This is a genomic window from Streptomyces sp. NBC_00252, from assembly GCF_036187565.1.
Classification (GTDB): domain Bacteria; phylum Actinomycetota; class Actinomycetes; order Streptomycetales; family Streptomycetaceae; genus Streptomyces.
Genome location: NZ_CP108087.1, coordinates 402,440 through 416,595, shown reverse-complemented (window position 1 = coordinate 416,595; position 14,156 = coordinate 402,440). Strand labels below are relative to the sequence as shown.

13 protein-coding genes are annotated in these 14,156 nt (G+C 71.0%); 9 read left to right on the top strand and 4 right to left on the bottom strand.

The features are described 5' to 3' along the window. The first annotated feature begins 1 nt into the window (after position 1). Positions 2-703 carry a YqjF family protein gene (locus tag OHT77_RS01865; RefSeq protein ID WP_328826139.1) on the top strand — a complete coding sequence of 234 codons (702 nt, stop codon included), beginning with the start codon at positions 2-4 and terminating at the stop codon, positions 701-703. Between the two features lie 38 nt (positions 704-741). Here the strand turns inward: OHT77_RS01865 and OHT77_RS01860 are convergent, their stop codons facing one another. Then, entirely contained in the window at positions 742-2,079 is a 1,338-nt protein-coding gene (locus OHT77_RS01860; protein ID WP_328826138.1) for a glycosyltransferase, read from the bottom strand. A 176-nt stretch (positions 2,080-2,255) separates the two neighbouring features. Between OHT77_RS01860 and OHT77_RS01855 the strand changes: the two genes are divergently transcribed. From OHT77_RS01855 to OHT77_RS01835, 5 genes are all read left to right on the top strand, one after another. Next, positions 2,256-4,328, top strand: a complete 2,073-nt coding sequence (locus tag OHT77_RS01855; RefSeq protein ID WP_328826137.1) for a glycosyltransferase family 4 protein — start codon at positions 2,256-2,258, stop codon at positions 4,326-4,328. Between the two features lie 366 nt (positions 4,329-4,694). Further along, positions 4,695-5,339 carry an RNA polymerase sigma factor gene (locus OHT77_RS01850; protein ID WP_328826136.1) on the top strand — a complete coding sequence of 215 codons (645 nt, stop codon included), beginning with the start codon at positions 4,695-4,697 and terminating at the stop codon, positions 5,337-5,339. Positions 5,340-5,517: 178 nt separating this feature from the next. Next, positions 5,518-6,087, top strand: a complete 570-nt coding sequence (locus OHT77_RS01845) for a carboxymuconolactone decarboxylase family protein (protein WP_328826135.1) — start codon at positions 5,518-5,520, stop codon at positions 6,085-6,087. Next, complete coding sequence (locus OHT77_RS01840; protein ID WP_328826134.1) at positions 6,080-6,886, top strand: helix-turn-helix domain-containing protein; 807 nt, start codon at positions 6,080-6,082, stop codon at positions 6,884-6,886. The genes OHT77_RS01845 and OHT77_RS01840 overlap by 8 nt, the downstream gene beginning before the upstream one ends. Positions 6,887-7,080: 194 nt before the next feature. After that, positions 7,081-8,106 carry an SDR family NAD(P)-dependent oxidoreductase gene (locus tag OHT77_RS01835; RefSeq protein WP_328826133.1) on the top strand — a complete coding sequence of 342 codons (1,026 nt, stop codon included), beginning with the start codon at positions 7,081-7,083 and terminating at the stop codon, positions 8,104-8,106. A 457-nt stretch (positions 8,107-8,563) separates the two neighbouring features. On the opposite strand, the gene OHT77_RS01830 is transcribed toward OHT77_RS01835, so the two are convergent. Further along, positions 8,564-8,959: a C2 domain-containing protein gene (locus OHT77_RS01830; protein ID WP_328826131.1), complete on the bottom strand. Its 396-nt coding sequence runs from the start codon at positions 8,957-8,959 to the stop codon at positions 8,564-8,566. Between the two features lie 765 nt (positions 8,960-9,724). Between OHT77_RS01830 and OHT77_RS01825 the strand changes: the two genes are divergently transcribed. Together OHT77_RS01825 and OHT77_RS01820 are read left to right on the top strand one after the other, a co-directional pair. Next, a complete protein-coding gene (locus OHT77_RS01825; RefSeq protein WP_328826130.1) occupies positions 9,725-10,267 on the top strand; it encodes a hypothetical protein in 543 nt (180 codons plus the stop codon). A 312-nt stretch (positions 10,268-10,579) separates the two neighbouring features. Then, the gene (locus OHT77_RS01820) at positions 10,580-11,233 is read left to right on the top strand and encodes a class F sortase (protein WP_328826129.1); all 654 of its coding nucleotides are present in this window, start codon (positions 10,580-10,582) and stop codon (positions 11,231-11,233) included. A 135-nt stretch (positions 11,234-11,368) separates the two neighbouring features. On the opposite strand, the gene OHT77_RS01815 is transcribed toward OHT77_RS01820, so the two are convergent. Beyond that, positions 11,369-12,268, bottom strand: coding sequence for a DUF72 domain-containing protein (locus OHT77_RS01815; protein ID WP_328826128.1), 900 nt, complete (start codon positions 12,266-12,268; stop codon positions 11,369-11,371). Between the two features lie 234 nt (positions 12,269-12,502). Next, positions 12,503-13,423 (bottom strand): NADP-dependent oxidoreductase, encoded by a 921-nt coding sequence (locus tag OHT77_RS01810; RefSeq protein ID WP_328826127.1) that lies wholly within the window; start codon positions 13,421-13,423, stop codon positions 12,503-12,505. Positions 13,424-13,554: 131 nt separating this feature from the next. On the opposite strand from OHT77_RS01810, the gene OHT77_RS01805 reads away from it, so the two are divergent. Further along, complete coding sequence (locus OHT77_RS01805) at positions 13,555-14,130, top strand: TetR/AcrR family transcriptional regulator (RefSeq protein ID WP_328826126.1); 576 nt, start codon at positions 13,555-13,557, stop codon at positions 14,128-14,130. The last annotated feature ends 26 nt before the right edge of the window (positions 14,131-14,156 follow it).

Below are 14,156 nucleotides of genomic sequence, written 5' to 3'. Positions count from 1 at the left end.
CGTGCTCTTCCGGCAGAGCTGGCGGGACCTGGTGTTCCTGCACTGGGCCGCCGATCCGTTCGAGGTGGCCCGGCTGCTGCCCGCCGGCACCGTGCCGGACCTTCACCAGGGACGGGCGTACGTCGGCCTGGTCTTCTTCCGCATGGACGACCTCGCGTTCGGGCGGACGAGGGCGCTGCCGTATCTGGGGAGCTTCGGCGAGGTCAACGTCCGCCTGTACAGCCGTGACGCGGCGGGTCGGCGCGGTGTCGTGTTCCGTTCCCTCGACTGTGACCGCCTGTTGCCGGTGCTGACGGCGCGATGGGCTTTCGGCCTGCCCTATCGATGGTCCCGTATCAGCGGCAGATGGTTCGACAGCCGGCTGCTCTACAGCACGTCGCGGCACGGTGGCGGCAGCACGGGGGCTCGGGTGTGGATCGATGTGGGGGACAGACCCGTGGTGGCCGGGCCGTTGGAGGAGTTCCTCACCAGGCGGTGGGGACTGCACGAGCGGTTCCTCGGCCGTACCTACTACCTGCCCAACGCCCACCCCGCGTGGACCTTCCGCGAGTGCGCCCTGCTGGGATGGGAGGACGGCCTGATCCCGGCCGCGGGTCTGTCGAAACCGCGGGGGGAGCCCGTCAGCGTTCTGTACGCGCCTGGCGTCCCGGTGCGGTTCGGGCCACCTGTGCCCCTTCTCGGCTCCGGCCCGGCGCCGACCTGACCTGCCACGGAGCCTGCGGCCGCGCGGCGACCGAGGGATCAGGTCCGCGAGGCCCGAGCGCCCATGGCCGCCAGCAGTTCACCCGCCGCCCATCGGGGACCGTGCTGTCCCACCGACTCGGCCAGAGCGGAGACGCGTGGCTCCAGGGTGGCCCACACCGTTTCCAGAGCTGCCGGAACCTCGTCCGGAGACAGGGCATTCGGGTCGAGCACCACACCGGCGCCCGAGCGCTCCGCGTCCCGCGCCACGGAGAACTGGTCGCTGGAGAACGGCAGTACCACCGCGGGTACGCCCGCCCGCAGGCACTCGGTGAAGGAATTGCCGCCGCCGTGATGCACCATGGCGTCCACGTGGTCGAGCAGCGCACGTTGCGGTACCGAGCGCGCCACCTCGACCCGGTCACCCGCGAGATCGGCCAGTGCCGCGGTCCGCTCGCCGGCCGCCACCACGACGGACACGTCCCGCGTTCCGTCCAGCAGTCCGGTGACGATGGTGCGCAGGACATCGTCACGCGCGGACAGGAACGTGCCGAGCGCGACGAGGACGAGCCGCCCGCCGTTTCCCCGCAGGCGCCGGAGACGTGCTTCCCATTCCGCGTCGAGGGGATCCGGGTCGGCGGCCATGTGCCCGCTGAACAGGCGCACCGGCCCTTGCGGAGGCTTCGGCAGCCACGGGAAGGGCGGGTAGGCGTAGACGACCGCATGCGGCGAGCTGAGCGCGAAGGCTCTGCCGGGGGCAGGCCGGGAAGGCGCGCGCCGCCGGGCGAAAGCTCCGAAGAGGGCGGTGAAGGCCTCGTCGTTCTGCCGCGCGGCGGTACGCAACTCCCGTAGACGCCCTGGGGCGGGTCGCAGCACGTCGGGCCAGTCGTAGGGCACGCCGAACAAGGCGTCGGGGTCCGCGAGCACGTAGCTGGGGTGGCCCGGGCAGAAACTCGCGTACGGCAGACCGAGGCAGTGCAGCGCCAGGGTGACCGGGTAGCTGAGCTGGTCCACCACGTACCAGTCGGGACGCAGCTCCCGGTCGATCGAGCGCAGCGCGTCGAACACGCCGTCCGGGTCGGCGAGCATGTCCGCGCGCCGGTGACGTGCCTGGGCCAGGAGCGCGGACACGGCACCCTCCCTGGTGGCGTCGAGGAACTCCCGTAGCCGGGCCGCCTCTTGAGCGTCCTGCTGCGTCGCCTCGGCCACGCCGGTGTTGGCGTTGCGTGTCACGGACAGCGGCACGAAGCCCACCCCCGCCTGCCGGGCCAGGTCCTCGAACGCCGGCGCACAGGCGAAATGGACGTCCGTCCCCTGCAGGCCCAGCGCGCCGGCCAGGACCGACAAAGGCCGGGCGTGGGACATGAACGGGGGGCTGACGACTACGACACGCGGCATGGGCATCCTTCGGCCAGACGTCTTCCGACCTCGACCGGTCAGGGCGAGGCGAGCGCATCGTAGGCGACGTTCGGCCAGGTCGCCCCCGTGTCGATGATCACCGGGGGAGGCGCATCCGTAGGGCCGACACTCCTGGAACCACATGGGTCAGAGCCGTCCCCGAGACAGGAGAGCCCATGGCCGGCACCGCCTTCGCACCCGCCTCGGTGCCCCAGGACCCCGGACGTCCGGCACACGCGGGGCACGGGGACCAGGACGCCTTGGTGGCCGCCCGCGCCGCGTTCTTCGACGGCTCCGGACGGACCGGGCGCGCGTCCTCCCCCGGAGGGCGGAGCCCCCTTCCCGTCCCGGACGAGCTGGCGCGGCTGTTGGACGCCGAATACGGAAGAGGGCCATGGGCCGTGCCGCCCGGGAACGGTCACGGCGCGACCCGTGACGACCGGGCCGTGGCGGCGCTGCGACGCGCGGCCCGGCTCGGCACGCCGCCGACCCCGGAGGCACTGCTCGCCCACCGTGACGGCGGCCCGAGGCTCAGCGCCGCGCTCACCGAGCTGTGGCCGGAAACGGTCCGCCGACATGGCCGCAGGCAGGCGGAGAAGGCGCTGCGCACGCGACTCACCGACCCGGTCGACGCGCCGGACGTGGGCTGCCTGCTGGACCTCGCGGTGGCCGCCGCACTGCACCCTCTCACTCCGGCCGAGGGCGCCGCGCTCGGGCAGCGCAGCGCCCATCGAGCGGTGCGCCATTCCGCCTGGCGGTACCTGCACCAGATCCCGGGAGGCCCGGCCCACCTGCCCGATCCGAGCCGGGCCGCGGACGCCTATGAGCGGCTTCTGCTGACGCCGCCGGTGCCCGTGCTCGGCCCGGACCAGGACGGCCCGTCGGGCTTGGTGGTCGCCCAGACCATGCTGCTGGGCCGACTGGACTCTCCGGGGCAGGGCATGAGCGGGGGACTGGCGGTGCTGCTCGGAGACCTCGGCGACCGGCTCGCCGAGACCGACGGGATCGGCGGCGTGATCACGGTCGTCACGGTCGGGCTCGAGGACTTGGCGGACCCCGGGCTCGTGCGCCAACGCGCTCCGGGCCACTGGGTGTTGCGGCTGCCCGTGGACGCGCCCACGCCCCTGGCCCAGCCGGACATGCACCACCACCGCGCCGCGCTGACCTGGTGGGCAACCCGCCTGCTCGGTGGGATGGGGCGGCCCCTGGACGTCCTGCATGTCAGATACGCCGACGACGGCAGCCTGGCGCTCGCGGAGGCCGCCGAGCGACTGGGCGCCGCGCTGGTCTTCACGGCCACACCCGACCCGCATCGCGATCTTGCCGCGCGTCACGCCGCGCGCGACCCGGCCGACCCGACGGCGGGGGAGGAGCTCCGGAACGAACTGCACCGCGTGTTCGTGGCCGATCGCCTCGTGGCCCGTGCCGGCACGGTCGTCGGCATCCCCGGTCGTGGCGGTACGGAGGAACTCGTCCGCCATTTCCCCGGCCTGGCCCGGCTCAACGCGGGAGCGGGACCGAGCGCACCGCCCGAAGGCATAGCCGCATACCGGCCCGCGCCCGACGAGGACGACCGCATGCACCAGGCGCTCGCCATGCTCTACCGGGACGGAGCGCGCCCCGACTCCCTGGACCCGAGAGACCGCGGCCTGCCCCTGCTGCTGTGCGTCGGCCGCCTCCACCCGGTGAAACAGCAGGACCTCCTGGTCCGGGCCTGGCTGGCGACAGGCGGTCACCTCAGCAGCACCCTGATCCTGGTCGGCGGCAGCCCCGGCGCGGGCACGGCCGCCGAGGCCGAGATCCGCCACCGCATCGACACGCTGCTGGCCGGGAACGCTCAGGCAAGCAGCCGTCTGGCGCTGCTGCCCGCTCTGCCGAACACCGAGGTGCGCCGTCTCCAGCGTGCTCTCGCCCGGCGGACGGCGGACGCGTGCTCCTGGTACGTGTGCCCCAGCGCGAAGGAGGAGTTCGGTCTCGCCGTACTGGAGGCGATGGACGCAGGCCTTCCCGTGGCCGGGCCCCGGCGCGGCGGCGTCACGCACTACCTCCGTGATCGGGTCAACGGACTCCTGATCGACACCTCTGACCAGGCGGGACTGATGCGAGGCCTGCGGCGCGTCGCGACCACATCCGTCGACGACCGACGCCGCTACGCCGCCGCGGGCAGGAAACTGGTCGCCGAACGATTCTCCGTGGCGCGCATGGCGGACGAGCTGGCAGACGAATACATCGCACTGCGCGGCCACTGAGGAGCGGGTCGCGTCGCCGGTACCCGGGCGGACCGGCTCGCGGATCGATGCCGCTGTGCGGGCATGGGCCCACGCCCGGAACCACTGGACACGCGCGGGGAGCGCCGTCGTAGACGGACGTGCGGACGCCCGAGCGTACAGACGCGTGACCAGGCGCGTTCCGCCCGACTCCGCGCCCGCACCGGCGTTTCTCGGGATACCGATCATGGCTCCGGCCGCCCGGCAACCATGCCCTCCGTCGGCTGCTTCGCGGCTTCGGCCATTTCGATGCAAAGACGATGCGAGTTGTCCATCTTGCATCGATTGCGAACCGTAGAGGAGACACAGTCGCTCCCGGCGGCTGGCGGGTCCAGCGAGGAGCAAGCCATGACGACCGCAGTGCACATCGACGCGGAGATCGACGACGGTGCCCTCGTGCACGGGTTCCTGAACGGCGACGAGGACTGCCTCGATGCCCTGCACCGGCGTTGGGGTCCTCTCGTGTACGCCCACGCCAGACGCTCGACGGGCGATGCGCGGGAGGCCGAGGACATCACCCAACTGGTGTTCTTCGCCGCCTGGCGCGGACGAGCCGGATTCGTGCCCGAACGCGGCACGCTTCCCGGATGGCTCCTGGGTATCACCCGCCGGAAGATCGCTGACGCACTCGCCGCCCGCACCCGCCGTACCGAGCTCGTCGACGCGGCGGCCGCCCAGCTGCTGCTGTCGGCGGCCGACGAGGCCGTGCAACCGGAGGCCGCGCTCGACCGCGTCCTGCTGGCCGACGAGTTGTCACGCCTTCCGCAGCCCCAACGTCAGGTGCTCAACCTGGCCTTCTACGACGACCTCACCCAGACCCAGATCGCCGAACTCACCGGTTGGCCCCTGGGCACCGTCAAGAGCCACGCACGCCGCGGCATGCACCGCCTGGCCTCACGCCTCCGGGACGACACCGGATCGGGCTTCGGCATGGATGGGGACCAAGGTCGGCCGGCGACGGTTCCCTCATCCGGTGGCCGTAGCGGCGAGTAGTGCGCGGACCGGCTCGTCCTGCGCTCAGGCAGCTGGATGGGCCCGCTCGACGCGGAGAGAAGTGCGGGCTCAGCTGCCGGCCCGTCGAACTGCCGCGGTGACCACGCGCGAGCGGTACCACGCGCATTTACCTCTGAGGGAATTGGTTCGACGTCGCGGCTGCCACAGACTCCGAGTCATGACCAACTACCAGATCCACACCGCCGACACCGCGTCCGAAGCCGCGAAGGAGCCGCTGACGGTCCTGCCGGGGGCATTCGGGTTCGTTCCGGCCGCGGCCGGGCTCATGGCGAACTCGCCGGCGCTGCTGAACACCTTCTTCTCCGCCTTCGGGCACTTCCGGGGTGGCGGAACGTTCGGCCCGGACGAACGGCAGGTCCTGCTGCTGTCCAACGCGGTCGCCAACGGCAGCGAATGGGCGGTCGCGTTCCACACGCTGGAGGCGCTCGCGGACGGGGTCGAACCGGCCGTGGTCGAGGCCCTGCGCCGCGGCGAGCTTCCCACCGACCCGCGGATGGCGGCGCTGTCGGCCCTCACCCGCGCGTTCATCGACAAGCGGGGCCGGCTCGATGAGACGGACGTGGCCGCGTTCACGGCGGCCGGCTTCACAGAGGAGCAACTGTTCGAAGTGATAACCGGGGTGGCGATCTCCACGATGACGAACTACACCGCGAACGTCGCCCGGCCACCGCTGGAAGCGGCGGTGCAGCCCCACGCTTGGACTGCGGGATACTCGAGCGGTGTCTGAGGTCGGTCCGCTGTTGAAACACTGGAGGAGCGTCCGGCGGTTGAGCCAGCTGGCTCTGGCCGCCGAGGCCGCGGTGTCGATCCGCCATCTGTGTTTCCTCGAGACCGGCCGCGCGAACCCCAGCCGGGCCATGGTCCTGAAGCTCGCCGAGGTGCTCGACGTACCCCTGCGCGAACGCAACACCCTGCTGCTCAAGGCCGGGTTCGCGCCCGAATACCCGGAGTCCGAACTGGACGCGCCGTCGCTCGCCGCCGTCCGCGACGCGCTCGACACCATCCTGACGCAGCAGGAGCCCTTCCCGGCCCTGGTGATGGACCCGAGCTGGGACATCCGGCACACGAACGCCGCCGCTCGCCGCTTCTTCGCTTTCCTCCAGGACGGACAGGCGAAGACAGCTCCTGGACCGGCGAACGTGCTGCGCCGGATGTTCCACCCCGACGGCGTCCGCCGGCACGTGACGAACTGGCCGGACGTCGCGGAGGCGCTGGTGCAGCGCGTGCGCCGGGAGGCGATCGGGGGTGTCACCGACGAGCGCGCCCAACGGATCCTCGACGAGGTACTGGGCTACCCAGGTGTGCCGGCCTCGCTGCGGTCGCTCGACGCGGCCACGCCGGTGCTGCCGATCGTGCCGATCCAGTACGCGCACGGTGGCCGGCGGTTCGACTACTTCTCCACCGTGACGACGCTCGGGACACCGCAGGACGTGACGCTGCAGGAGTTGCGCATCGAGTGCTTCTTCCCGATGAACGACGAAACGCGATCGCACGCGCGTCAACTCACCGAGGCACCGCAGCTCTGACTCAGGCCCACGGCGGCGGTCTCTCCGGCGCCCTCGTCGGCATCGGCCGGCCGGGTGTGTCTCGGCATGTCCTGCCAACGGTCCCGGGGTAGCGGTTCGGCCCTACTGACGGCTGGGAGCGGCGCCCGGTCGCCTCGTGTACGCGCACCCGGTGCGGGTACTCGAGGCTTCTTCGACGAGTGAGGTGAGAAGACATGGCAGCCGAGACGTCACGCCGATCCAACCTGGACGGTCTGTCTGCGCTGGTCACGGGCGGGTCCCGGGGGCTGGGGCTCCTGTTGTCCGCGCGTCTGGCGCAGCGCGGCTGCCGGGTCACCATGGCGGCCCGCGACGAGGACGAACTGCGGCGTGGCGCCGCATGGGTCGAGGACAGGACCGGGGTCAGTGTCTCCATCGCGGTGTGCGACGTCCGTGACCGGGATGCGGTGGAGTCGGTGGTCCGGCAGGCGGAGAGGCGATACGGCGGGCTAGACATCGTCGTCGCCAATGCGGGGGTCATTCAGGTGGCTCCGGTGGCGTCGCTGGACAGCGAGGCGTTCGACGACGCCATGGCCGCCATCTTCGGAGGCGCGGTGAACACGGCGATGGCGGCTCTTCCGCATCTGCGCATGAGTGATGCCGGGGGGCGTCTGTGCCTCATCGGTTCCGTGGGCGGACTGCTCGCTGTTCCGCACCTGCTTCCCTATTCGTGCGCGAAGGCCGCCGTCGGAGCGCTGGGGGAGGGGCTGCGGGCCGAGACGGCCGGGCAGGGCCTCAGTGTGACGACAGTCCATCCCGGGCTGATGCGCACCGGCTCTCATCTCCAGGCCGAGTTCGGTGGCCGCTCGTCCGAAGAGTTCGCCTGGTTTTCCGCGCTGTCGGGGGCACCGGTGATCTCCATGGACGCCGAACGCGCGGCAGAGCGCATCGTCCGAGCACTGGAGAAGCGCCGGACCCGCCTGGTGCTCACCCCTGCGGCACGGGTCGCATCGGTGGCACACGGCGTAGCGCCGGTCACGGTCACCAAGCTCAGCGGACTCGCCGCCCGGCTCCTTCCCCGGTCCCCGTCCCGGGACGGAGACGTAGGTGGGTCAGGGGAAGACGGCATCGATCAAGGCCACAGCATCGATCGCGCCGCCCCTTCGTGGACGGAAAAGGTACGCAGGCTGGGCAGCGGCCTCAACGACCGGGCGGCGCGCCGCTACAACCAGCGCGTGCCGGGGCCCCCGACCAGCGCGTGACGCATCGACGCCGTCCAGGGACAAGGCCCCCCGCCCGTCGGGCCCGGCAGCCAGCAGCTTCGGCAGCGCGGCCCGAGCGCGGACAGGTCCGTGGATCGGCCCACGGAAGTGACGGCCAGGAGCAGGACGGTGGGTTCCGCCCTGCGGGACGGCGGACGAAGCCGCCGGGACGTGACCGGCAGGCAGGCCTCGGATCCGTTCGGGAGTCGGCTCGCGTCGAGGGGCGATCTCTTCGAAGGCGCAAGACCGAATGATGGATCCGACCGGCCGTCAGCTCCCGCCCGAGCGACTGCAACAGGTCCGACAGTTGGTGAAGGAGAGCCGGCGGCGCCGCACCTGCCTCCGAAGCCGCCGCACGCGGCAGTGCCCGAGCTGGAAGCCGAACCCGCCATGGCAGTCCGTCTACTGCCGTAGGTGCCGCCGGAGATGAACCGAACGATGCGGCTGGCGGCTACCGCTACGAGGTCTCCCAGCGGGCCTTGACCTCGATGTAGCTGTCGCCGGCGCGGAGCGTCTGGCGCTTGTCTTCGTTGTTGTAGAGGAACTGGCCCACCGTCATCTGGATCTGGCCGAGGTCGTCATCGTGGACCGGGGAGTCGGAGTCGTAGACGTGGAACTTGATCCGACAGGCGGGGGTCACGTTTTTGAACGTGTAGGACCAGTGCCACCGCGGCCTGGTGGTGTCGTCGTCGACGGGGGTCTGGGCCTTCTCTTCGCAGACCGTCACAGAAACGTAGGGGTCGCTGTTGAAGAGGTCCTTGGCGGGCACGTTCCCCTCGTAGACCTTGACGTACAGGGAACGCGCAGTGTCCGCCTGAGCCGACGCGGGCGCCAGCACGGGGAGGCACGTCAAGGCGAAAGCAGCGACGGCTGCGCGCGTAGCGAAGAGCATGGTCAGTCAACGAAACACACGTGACCGGGACACGAGGCCGGTGCGGAGAGCCGACGCCTCCCGGCAGCGGGAGTGAACCGCACCGAATGCGCGCGGGACGGCCGAGCAGCCGCCGACCCCGGCCGTGTTGCCGGAGAGACGCGAGGCCATCGTGCCCACGCCGCTCCTGCCCGGCTCAGCCGCGCCTACCCGCCATCCTGCCCGTCCAGGTTCCTGGAGCTGCGCAGGTGTCCTTCGGTCGAACTGCCCGTTCTTCAGGGCGATTTACGCGACCGTTCGCCTTGTCCGGGGAGGACGTACCGTCGGTTGGACGCACGTCCCGGGTGGGCATCCGCGCATTCCGTGACCTGCTCGGCTGCGCCACGCAACGGAAGGCGATCACACCGGGAGACCTGCGGGTCGAGGTGAGGCGGGTTGGGTCCGCGGCCTTTCACGCACATGGCGGGGGCGCGCTGAGCAGACGTGTGGCCTCCGATCGGGTCAAGCACAGCGAGGCCTGCGGGCTCGGTGACACGCCGGGGGTTCGCATCGAATCGCAGGTCAAAGAGGTGTGGCCGTCCTCGGGTGGGCGAACGGCTCGACCGATGGAGGCGGCCGGGGGAGTAGGCCGAGCGTGCGTTCCGAGTGGTGGGCAAGCCAGATCGAAGTGACGGTAGATCACGTCGTACCGGTTTCACCTGTGCTGACAAGAGGTCAGCTGCCGGTCCTGACGGAAGGACTCCGACGATGCGATCTGCCCGCATGCTCCTTGCTGCCGCGACGGCCACCGCCGCTCTCGCGATCGCAGCCCCTGGTGCCTACGCCGCCACGCTCGGCGACGGGGACCACGACTCCTCGTCCTCCTCGACGATGGAGCACGAGGACTCCTCCTCTTCGTACAGCAGGGAGCACGACAAAGACAGCGACCACGACAGGGGCTCGTCGCACGAGAAGCCGAATGGCGGTATGCACACCGGTGGCGGCGCGCTGACAGCCGTCAAGACGGACGACTCGTTCAAGGGCGACAAGAAGTTCGACCCGGAGACCTACAAGGACAAGAACTCCTCGGGCTCGGACGAGGAAAAGGGCTCCTGGAACTCCGAGCAGGACGGAGGATCGTGGGACGACCACGGTAGGGACGAGGAGGAGAAGCCGCACGGCGGCATGCACACCGGTGGCGGCGCGCTCGCCACGCCCGGTGTCACGGCCGGCGGTGTCGCGGTCCTCGGTCTCGTGGCCGCGGGTGCCTACGTGATGCGTCGCAGGAACAACGAGGGCGGTGTGGCCTGACCATGCCTGACGACATAGTGGCCTGAGCCGCCACCCCGTTCTCCGTGGCGGCTCGGCCGGCTTTCCACCGGCCCCCTTGCTGTCGGCGCATAACCCAAAGCCCGCATGGCCCAAAGCCCGCATGGCCCAAAGCCCGCATGGACCAGAGCCGGTATGGGCGCGCCCGACACAGCGCGTTCTCGACTCCGAGACTCAGCGCTTCCCCGACTCCGCCCCGCCGCTTCTCCCGCGGTCACCACGCTCGCCGTACGTCCGGGGGAGCCTGACCGCCGCTGGTTTGCTTCGCTGCCCGACCCGATGAGGTGGTGCCCGATGGCAGTTCGTTCGCCCTTTCCCGCCGAGACCCGCAATCCCCGGCGGCGCCTGGCCTGGATCGTGTGGTGCGCGGGCATCGCGATCGTCATGGCCATGAGCGTGTTCCACGGTCAGGACGATCCGTCCGGCCCCACCGGTACGTCCCACGCGGCGGCGGCCCCCGGCGCGTCCAAGGCGCCCCACCGGTCCGGCAAGTACCTGCCTCGGGCCGAGCCCACGCGGCTGCTCATTCCGAAGATCGAGGTCGACGCGCCGTTCACCGAACTCGCCACCGACGACTCGGGCCGGCTCGAACCACCGCCGGCGGACGACGTGAACATGGTCGGCTGGTACGCCAAAGGTGTCTCGCCCGGCGAGCGAGGTGCGGCGATCATCGCCGGGCACGTCGACACCAAGACCTCGGCCGCCGTGTTCGCCGGTCTGAGCGACCTGAAGAAGGGGGACAAGTTCAGCGTCAAGCGGTCCGACGGCCGTACGGCGACGTTCGCTGTGGACAGCTCGGACACCTTCGAGAAGGACGACTTCCCCGACGAGCGCGTGTACGCGGACACCCCCGACGCCCAGGTCCGCCTGATCACCTGCGCGGGCAACTACGACCGCTCTGCCAAGGACTACACCGAGAACCTGGTGGTCTTCGCCCACCTCGTGTGACGACGACGGTAGCTGTGCGCCGGGGCACACCAGTCCGGTGTGCGCGCCCGGCAGGCTATGGACGGACGGCCCCCTGCTCCGCCCGGCCGGGCACTCCAGGGGACGGGGACCTGGCGGGCGACATGGGCTCCGGTTTCACTGCGGATGTGGTGGCCACGGTGACCGGCTGGAGGCCGGACACGAGCTGACTTCCTGCCGGATCAGGTGCGCCAGCTGCTCCGCGGCCCGCACCGAGGCGTCACCGCAGCAGTTGTTGAACAGCACGTGGACTCGCTCGGCCCGCTCGGCGAGCGCACGCAACCGAGGCAGCCACTCGGCGAGTTCACCATCGGAGTACGTGTAGCGGAAGCGGTCTTCTTTGCTCCCTCGTCCCCACGCCGTGCTGCGCCCGTGGAACCGTACGACGGCCAGGCGGGATGTGGTGACAGGTGTGACGGGTGGCATGGAAGAAGGCAGCCCCTGGACCATGTCGACGGCGACGGCGGCCATGCCGTGGTCCGCGAGCAGCGCGCTGGTCAGCTCGGCCTGCTCCGGCCGCCACCAGTCGGGATGCCGGAACTCCACGGCGACCGGCCAGCCCGCGGTGCGCCGTGCGGTCTGCGACAGGATCCGCTCGCCCCGGGATCCCGGCCGCAACCACGGTGGGAACTGGAACAGCACGCTGCCAAGTCGCCCTGCTCTCCGCAGCGGGCCGATCCCCTCGGCGAACCGCGCCCACAGCTCGTCGAGTACGCCGCTGTCCTGCGCGTCGGCCGCCATGCCATCCGGTAGGACGCCATGGCGGGCGGGATGCCCGGTCAGCAACGAGAACGCCTTGACGTCGAAGACGAACCCGTCCGGGGTGCGTTCTGCCCACATCCGGCTGAAGCGCTCCTGCGGCAGGGCGTAGTACGACGAGTCGACCTCGACGACTGGAAACCGTCCGGCGTAGTAGCGCAGCCGCCCTTCCGCATCCCGCTGTCCCTTGGGATACCAGCCGCTGCGCACAAGTGCCGGGTCGGTCCACGAGCAGGTGCCCACAAGAATGTCGCCCATACGGGACCGGTACCCAGGAAGCGATGTCTCGCTCCTGAGGGCAGCTTCGCTCACCGGCTGTCGGTAGCGCGGGGAAATGGGGCCGGGTCGTGGTGGGCGGGCGGGCGGCTGCGTCGTAGTTCTACGACGATACGACGACGGGTGGGCGGCGCGGACATCGGGACCTGCTTCGGCGCGGCCCCCTCGGAGGGAACTGGCGGGGAGCAGGGGGCCGACGCCAGCCGTCCTCCGTGGTCACAGCGTGACGACGATTTTCCCGTGGACGTGGCGTCCGGCCTGGAGGGTCACGGCGTCGCGGATCTTCTCGACCGGGAAGGCCGCGGCGATGGGGACGGTCAGCCCGTCGGCGAGGATCGCGGCGGTGATCCGCTCCATGGCGTCCGGCCCCGCGTCGACCGCGCCGGTGGCGTGGACGCCGTCGAGTGCGTCGGGTCCCGCGGCGACCGTGGAGATCCGCTCGGGCGCGACACCGAGTGCCAGTGCGGCCTCGGCCGTCTCGGTGCCGAACAGGTCGGTCGCGGCCGTGACCCCGCCGGGCGACAGTGCCCGGACCCGGTCCGCCAGCCCCACGCCGTAGGCCACCGGTTCGGCGCCCAACTGCCTCAGGAACGCGAAGGTTTCCGGTGCGGCGGTGCCGATCACGGTGGCGCCAGCGAGCTGGGCGAGCTGGAGGGCGAACACACCCACGCCGCCTGCGGCTCCGCCGATCAGGACGGTGTCGCCGGGCTCCGGGCGGATTGCCGCCAGGGCGGCGACCGCGGTGAGGCCGGCCACCGGGAGCACGCTCGCCACCTCGTCACCGATCTCCGGCGGGGTGTGCCACAGGGGATCGGCGGGTGGCCTGACCACGACGAAGTCGGCCACCGCTCGGCCCAGGGCGCCACCGTGGACGCGGTCGCCCACGGCGAAGTCCGTGACTCCGTCGCCGACTTCGTCGATCACGCCGGCGAAGTCGGACCCGAAGCCGGAGGGCGCGGTGATGCCGAACCGTGCCGCCACCTCCGGTCGCGCGGCGATGGCCCAGTCCATCGGGTTGAGCCCGGCGGCTGTCACCCGCACACGGACCTCGCCCGGACCGGCATGAGGCTCGGGGACCTCACGCAGCTCCAGCACCTCGGGGCCTCCGAACGTTTCGTAGATGACGGCTCGACTCATGGGACGACTCCTGACGGGACGGATGACGGGACGGATGAGGGAACGAGTGACGGGACTTGGTCCCATCACTGTATACCCACGATGGGACCAAGTCCCGTGGGTGATGAGACCGAGTCCCATAGGCTGTGCTCATGGCTCGCTGGGAACCCAACGCCCCCGAACGGCTGGCGCACGCCGCCCTGGACCTGTTCGCCGAGCGCGGCTACGAAAACACGAGCGTGCTCGACATCGCGCAGCGCGCCGGGCTGGGGAAGAGCACCTTCTTCCGGCACTTCCAGGACAAGAGGGAAGTTCTCTTCGGCGGCGGAACCGTGAGCGGACTCCTCACCGAGGCCATCGACTCGGCACCGGCGACCGCCGACCCGTTCGAGGCGGTCGCGCACGCACTGGACGCGGCCGGTGCGGAGGTGTTCACGGCCGCGCGCCGCGCCTTCACCGCCCGCAGGCAGGCGGTGATCGCCGCCAACCCCGAACTGCGGGAACGCGAGGCCCTGAAGAACCTCGCCCTGGTCGCCTCCATGGCCGACGCGCTCAAACGGCGAGGTGTCCCCGACCTGACCGCCCGCGTGGCCGCGGAACTCGGCTCGCTCGCTTCCGCTATCGCCTATGAACGCTGGATCGAGGCGACGGACGATGCCGAGTTCGGCCCGATCGCGCGCCAGGCGCTCGCTGACGTGCGGGCTTCCACGGGTTCGGTCTCGCCCTGAGACGTGAGGGTGTGTCTGGTGGGCGA

Coding starts and splice junctions, on each gene's coding strand:
- OHT77_RS01860 (WP_328826138.1), bottom strand. CDS start 2,079: ATGCCGCGTGTCGTAGTCGTCAGCCCCCCGTTCATGTCCCACGCCCGG.
- OHT77_RS01855 (WP_328826137.1), top strand. CDS start 2,256: ATGGCCGGCACCGCCTTCGCACCCGCCTCGGTGCCCCAGGACCCCGGA.
- OHT77_RS01850 (WP_328826136.1), top strand. CDS start 4,695: ATGACGACCGCAGTGCACATCGACGCGGAGATCGACGACGGTGCCCTC.
- OHT77_RS01845 (WP_328826135.1), top strand. CDS start 5,518: ATGACCAACTACCAGATCCACACCGCCGACACCGCGTCCGAAGCCGCG.
- OHT77_RS01835 (WP_328826133.1), top strand. CDS start 7,081: ATGGCAGCCGAGACGTCACGCCGATCCAACCTGGACGGTCTGTCTGCG.
- OHT77_RS01825 (WP_328826130.1), top strand. CDS start 9,725: ATGCGATCTGCCCGCATGCTCCTTGCTGCCGCGACGGCCACCGCCGCT.
- OHT77_RS01820 (WP_328826129.1), top strand. CDS start 10,580: ATGGCAGTTCGTTCGCCCTTTCCCGCCGAGACCCGCAATCCCCGGCGG.
- OHT77_RS01815 (WP_328826128.1), bottom strand. CDS start 12,268: ATGGGCGACATTCTTGTGGGCACCTGCTCGTGGACCGACCCGGCACTT.
- OHT77_RS01810 (WP_328826127.1), bottom strand. CDS start 13,423: ATGAGTCGAGCCGTCATCTACGAAACGTTCGGAGGCCCCGAGGTGCTG.
- OHT77_RS01805 (WP_328826126.1), top strand. CDS start 13,555: ATGGCTCGCTGGGAACCCAACGCCCCCGAACGGCTGGCGCACGCCGCC.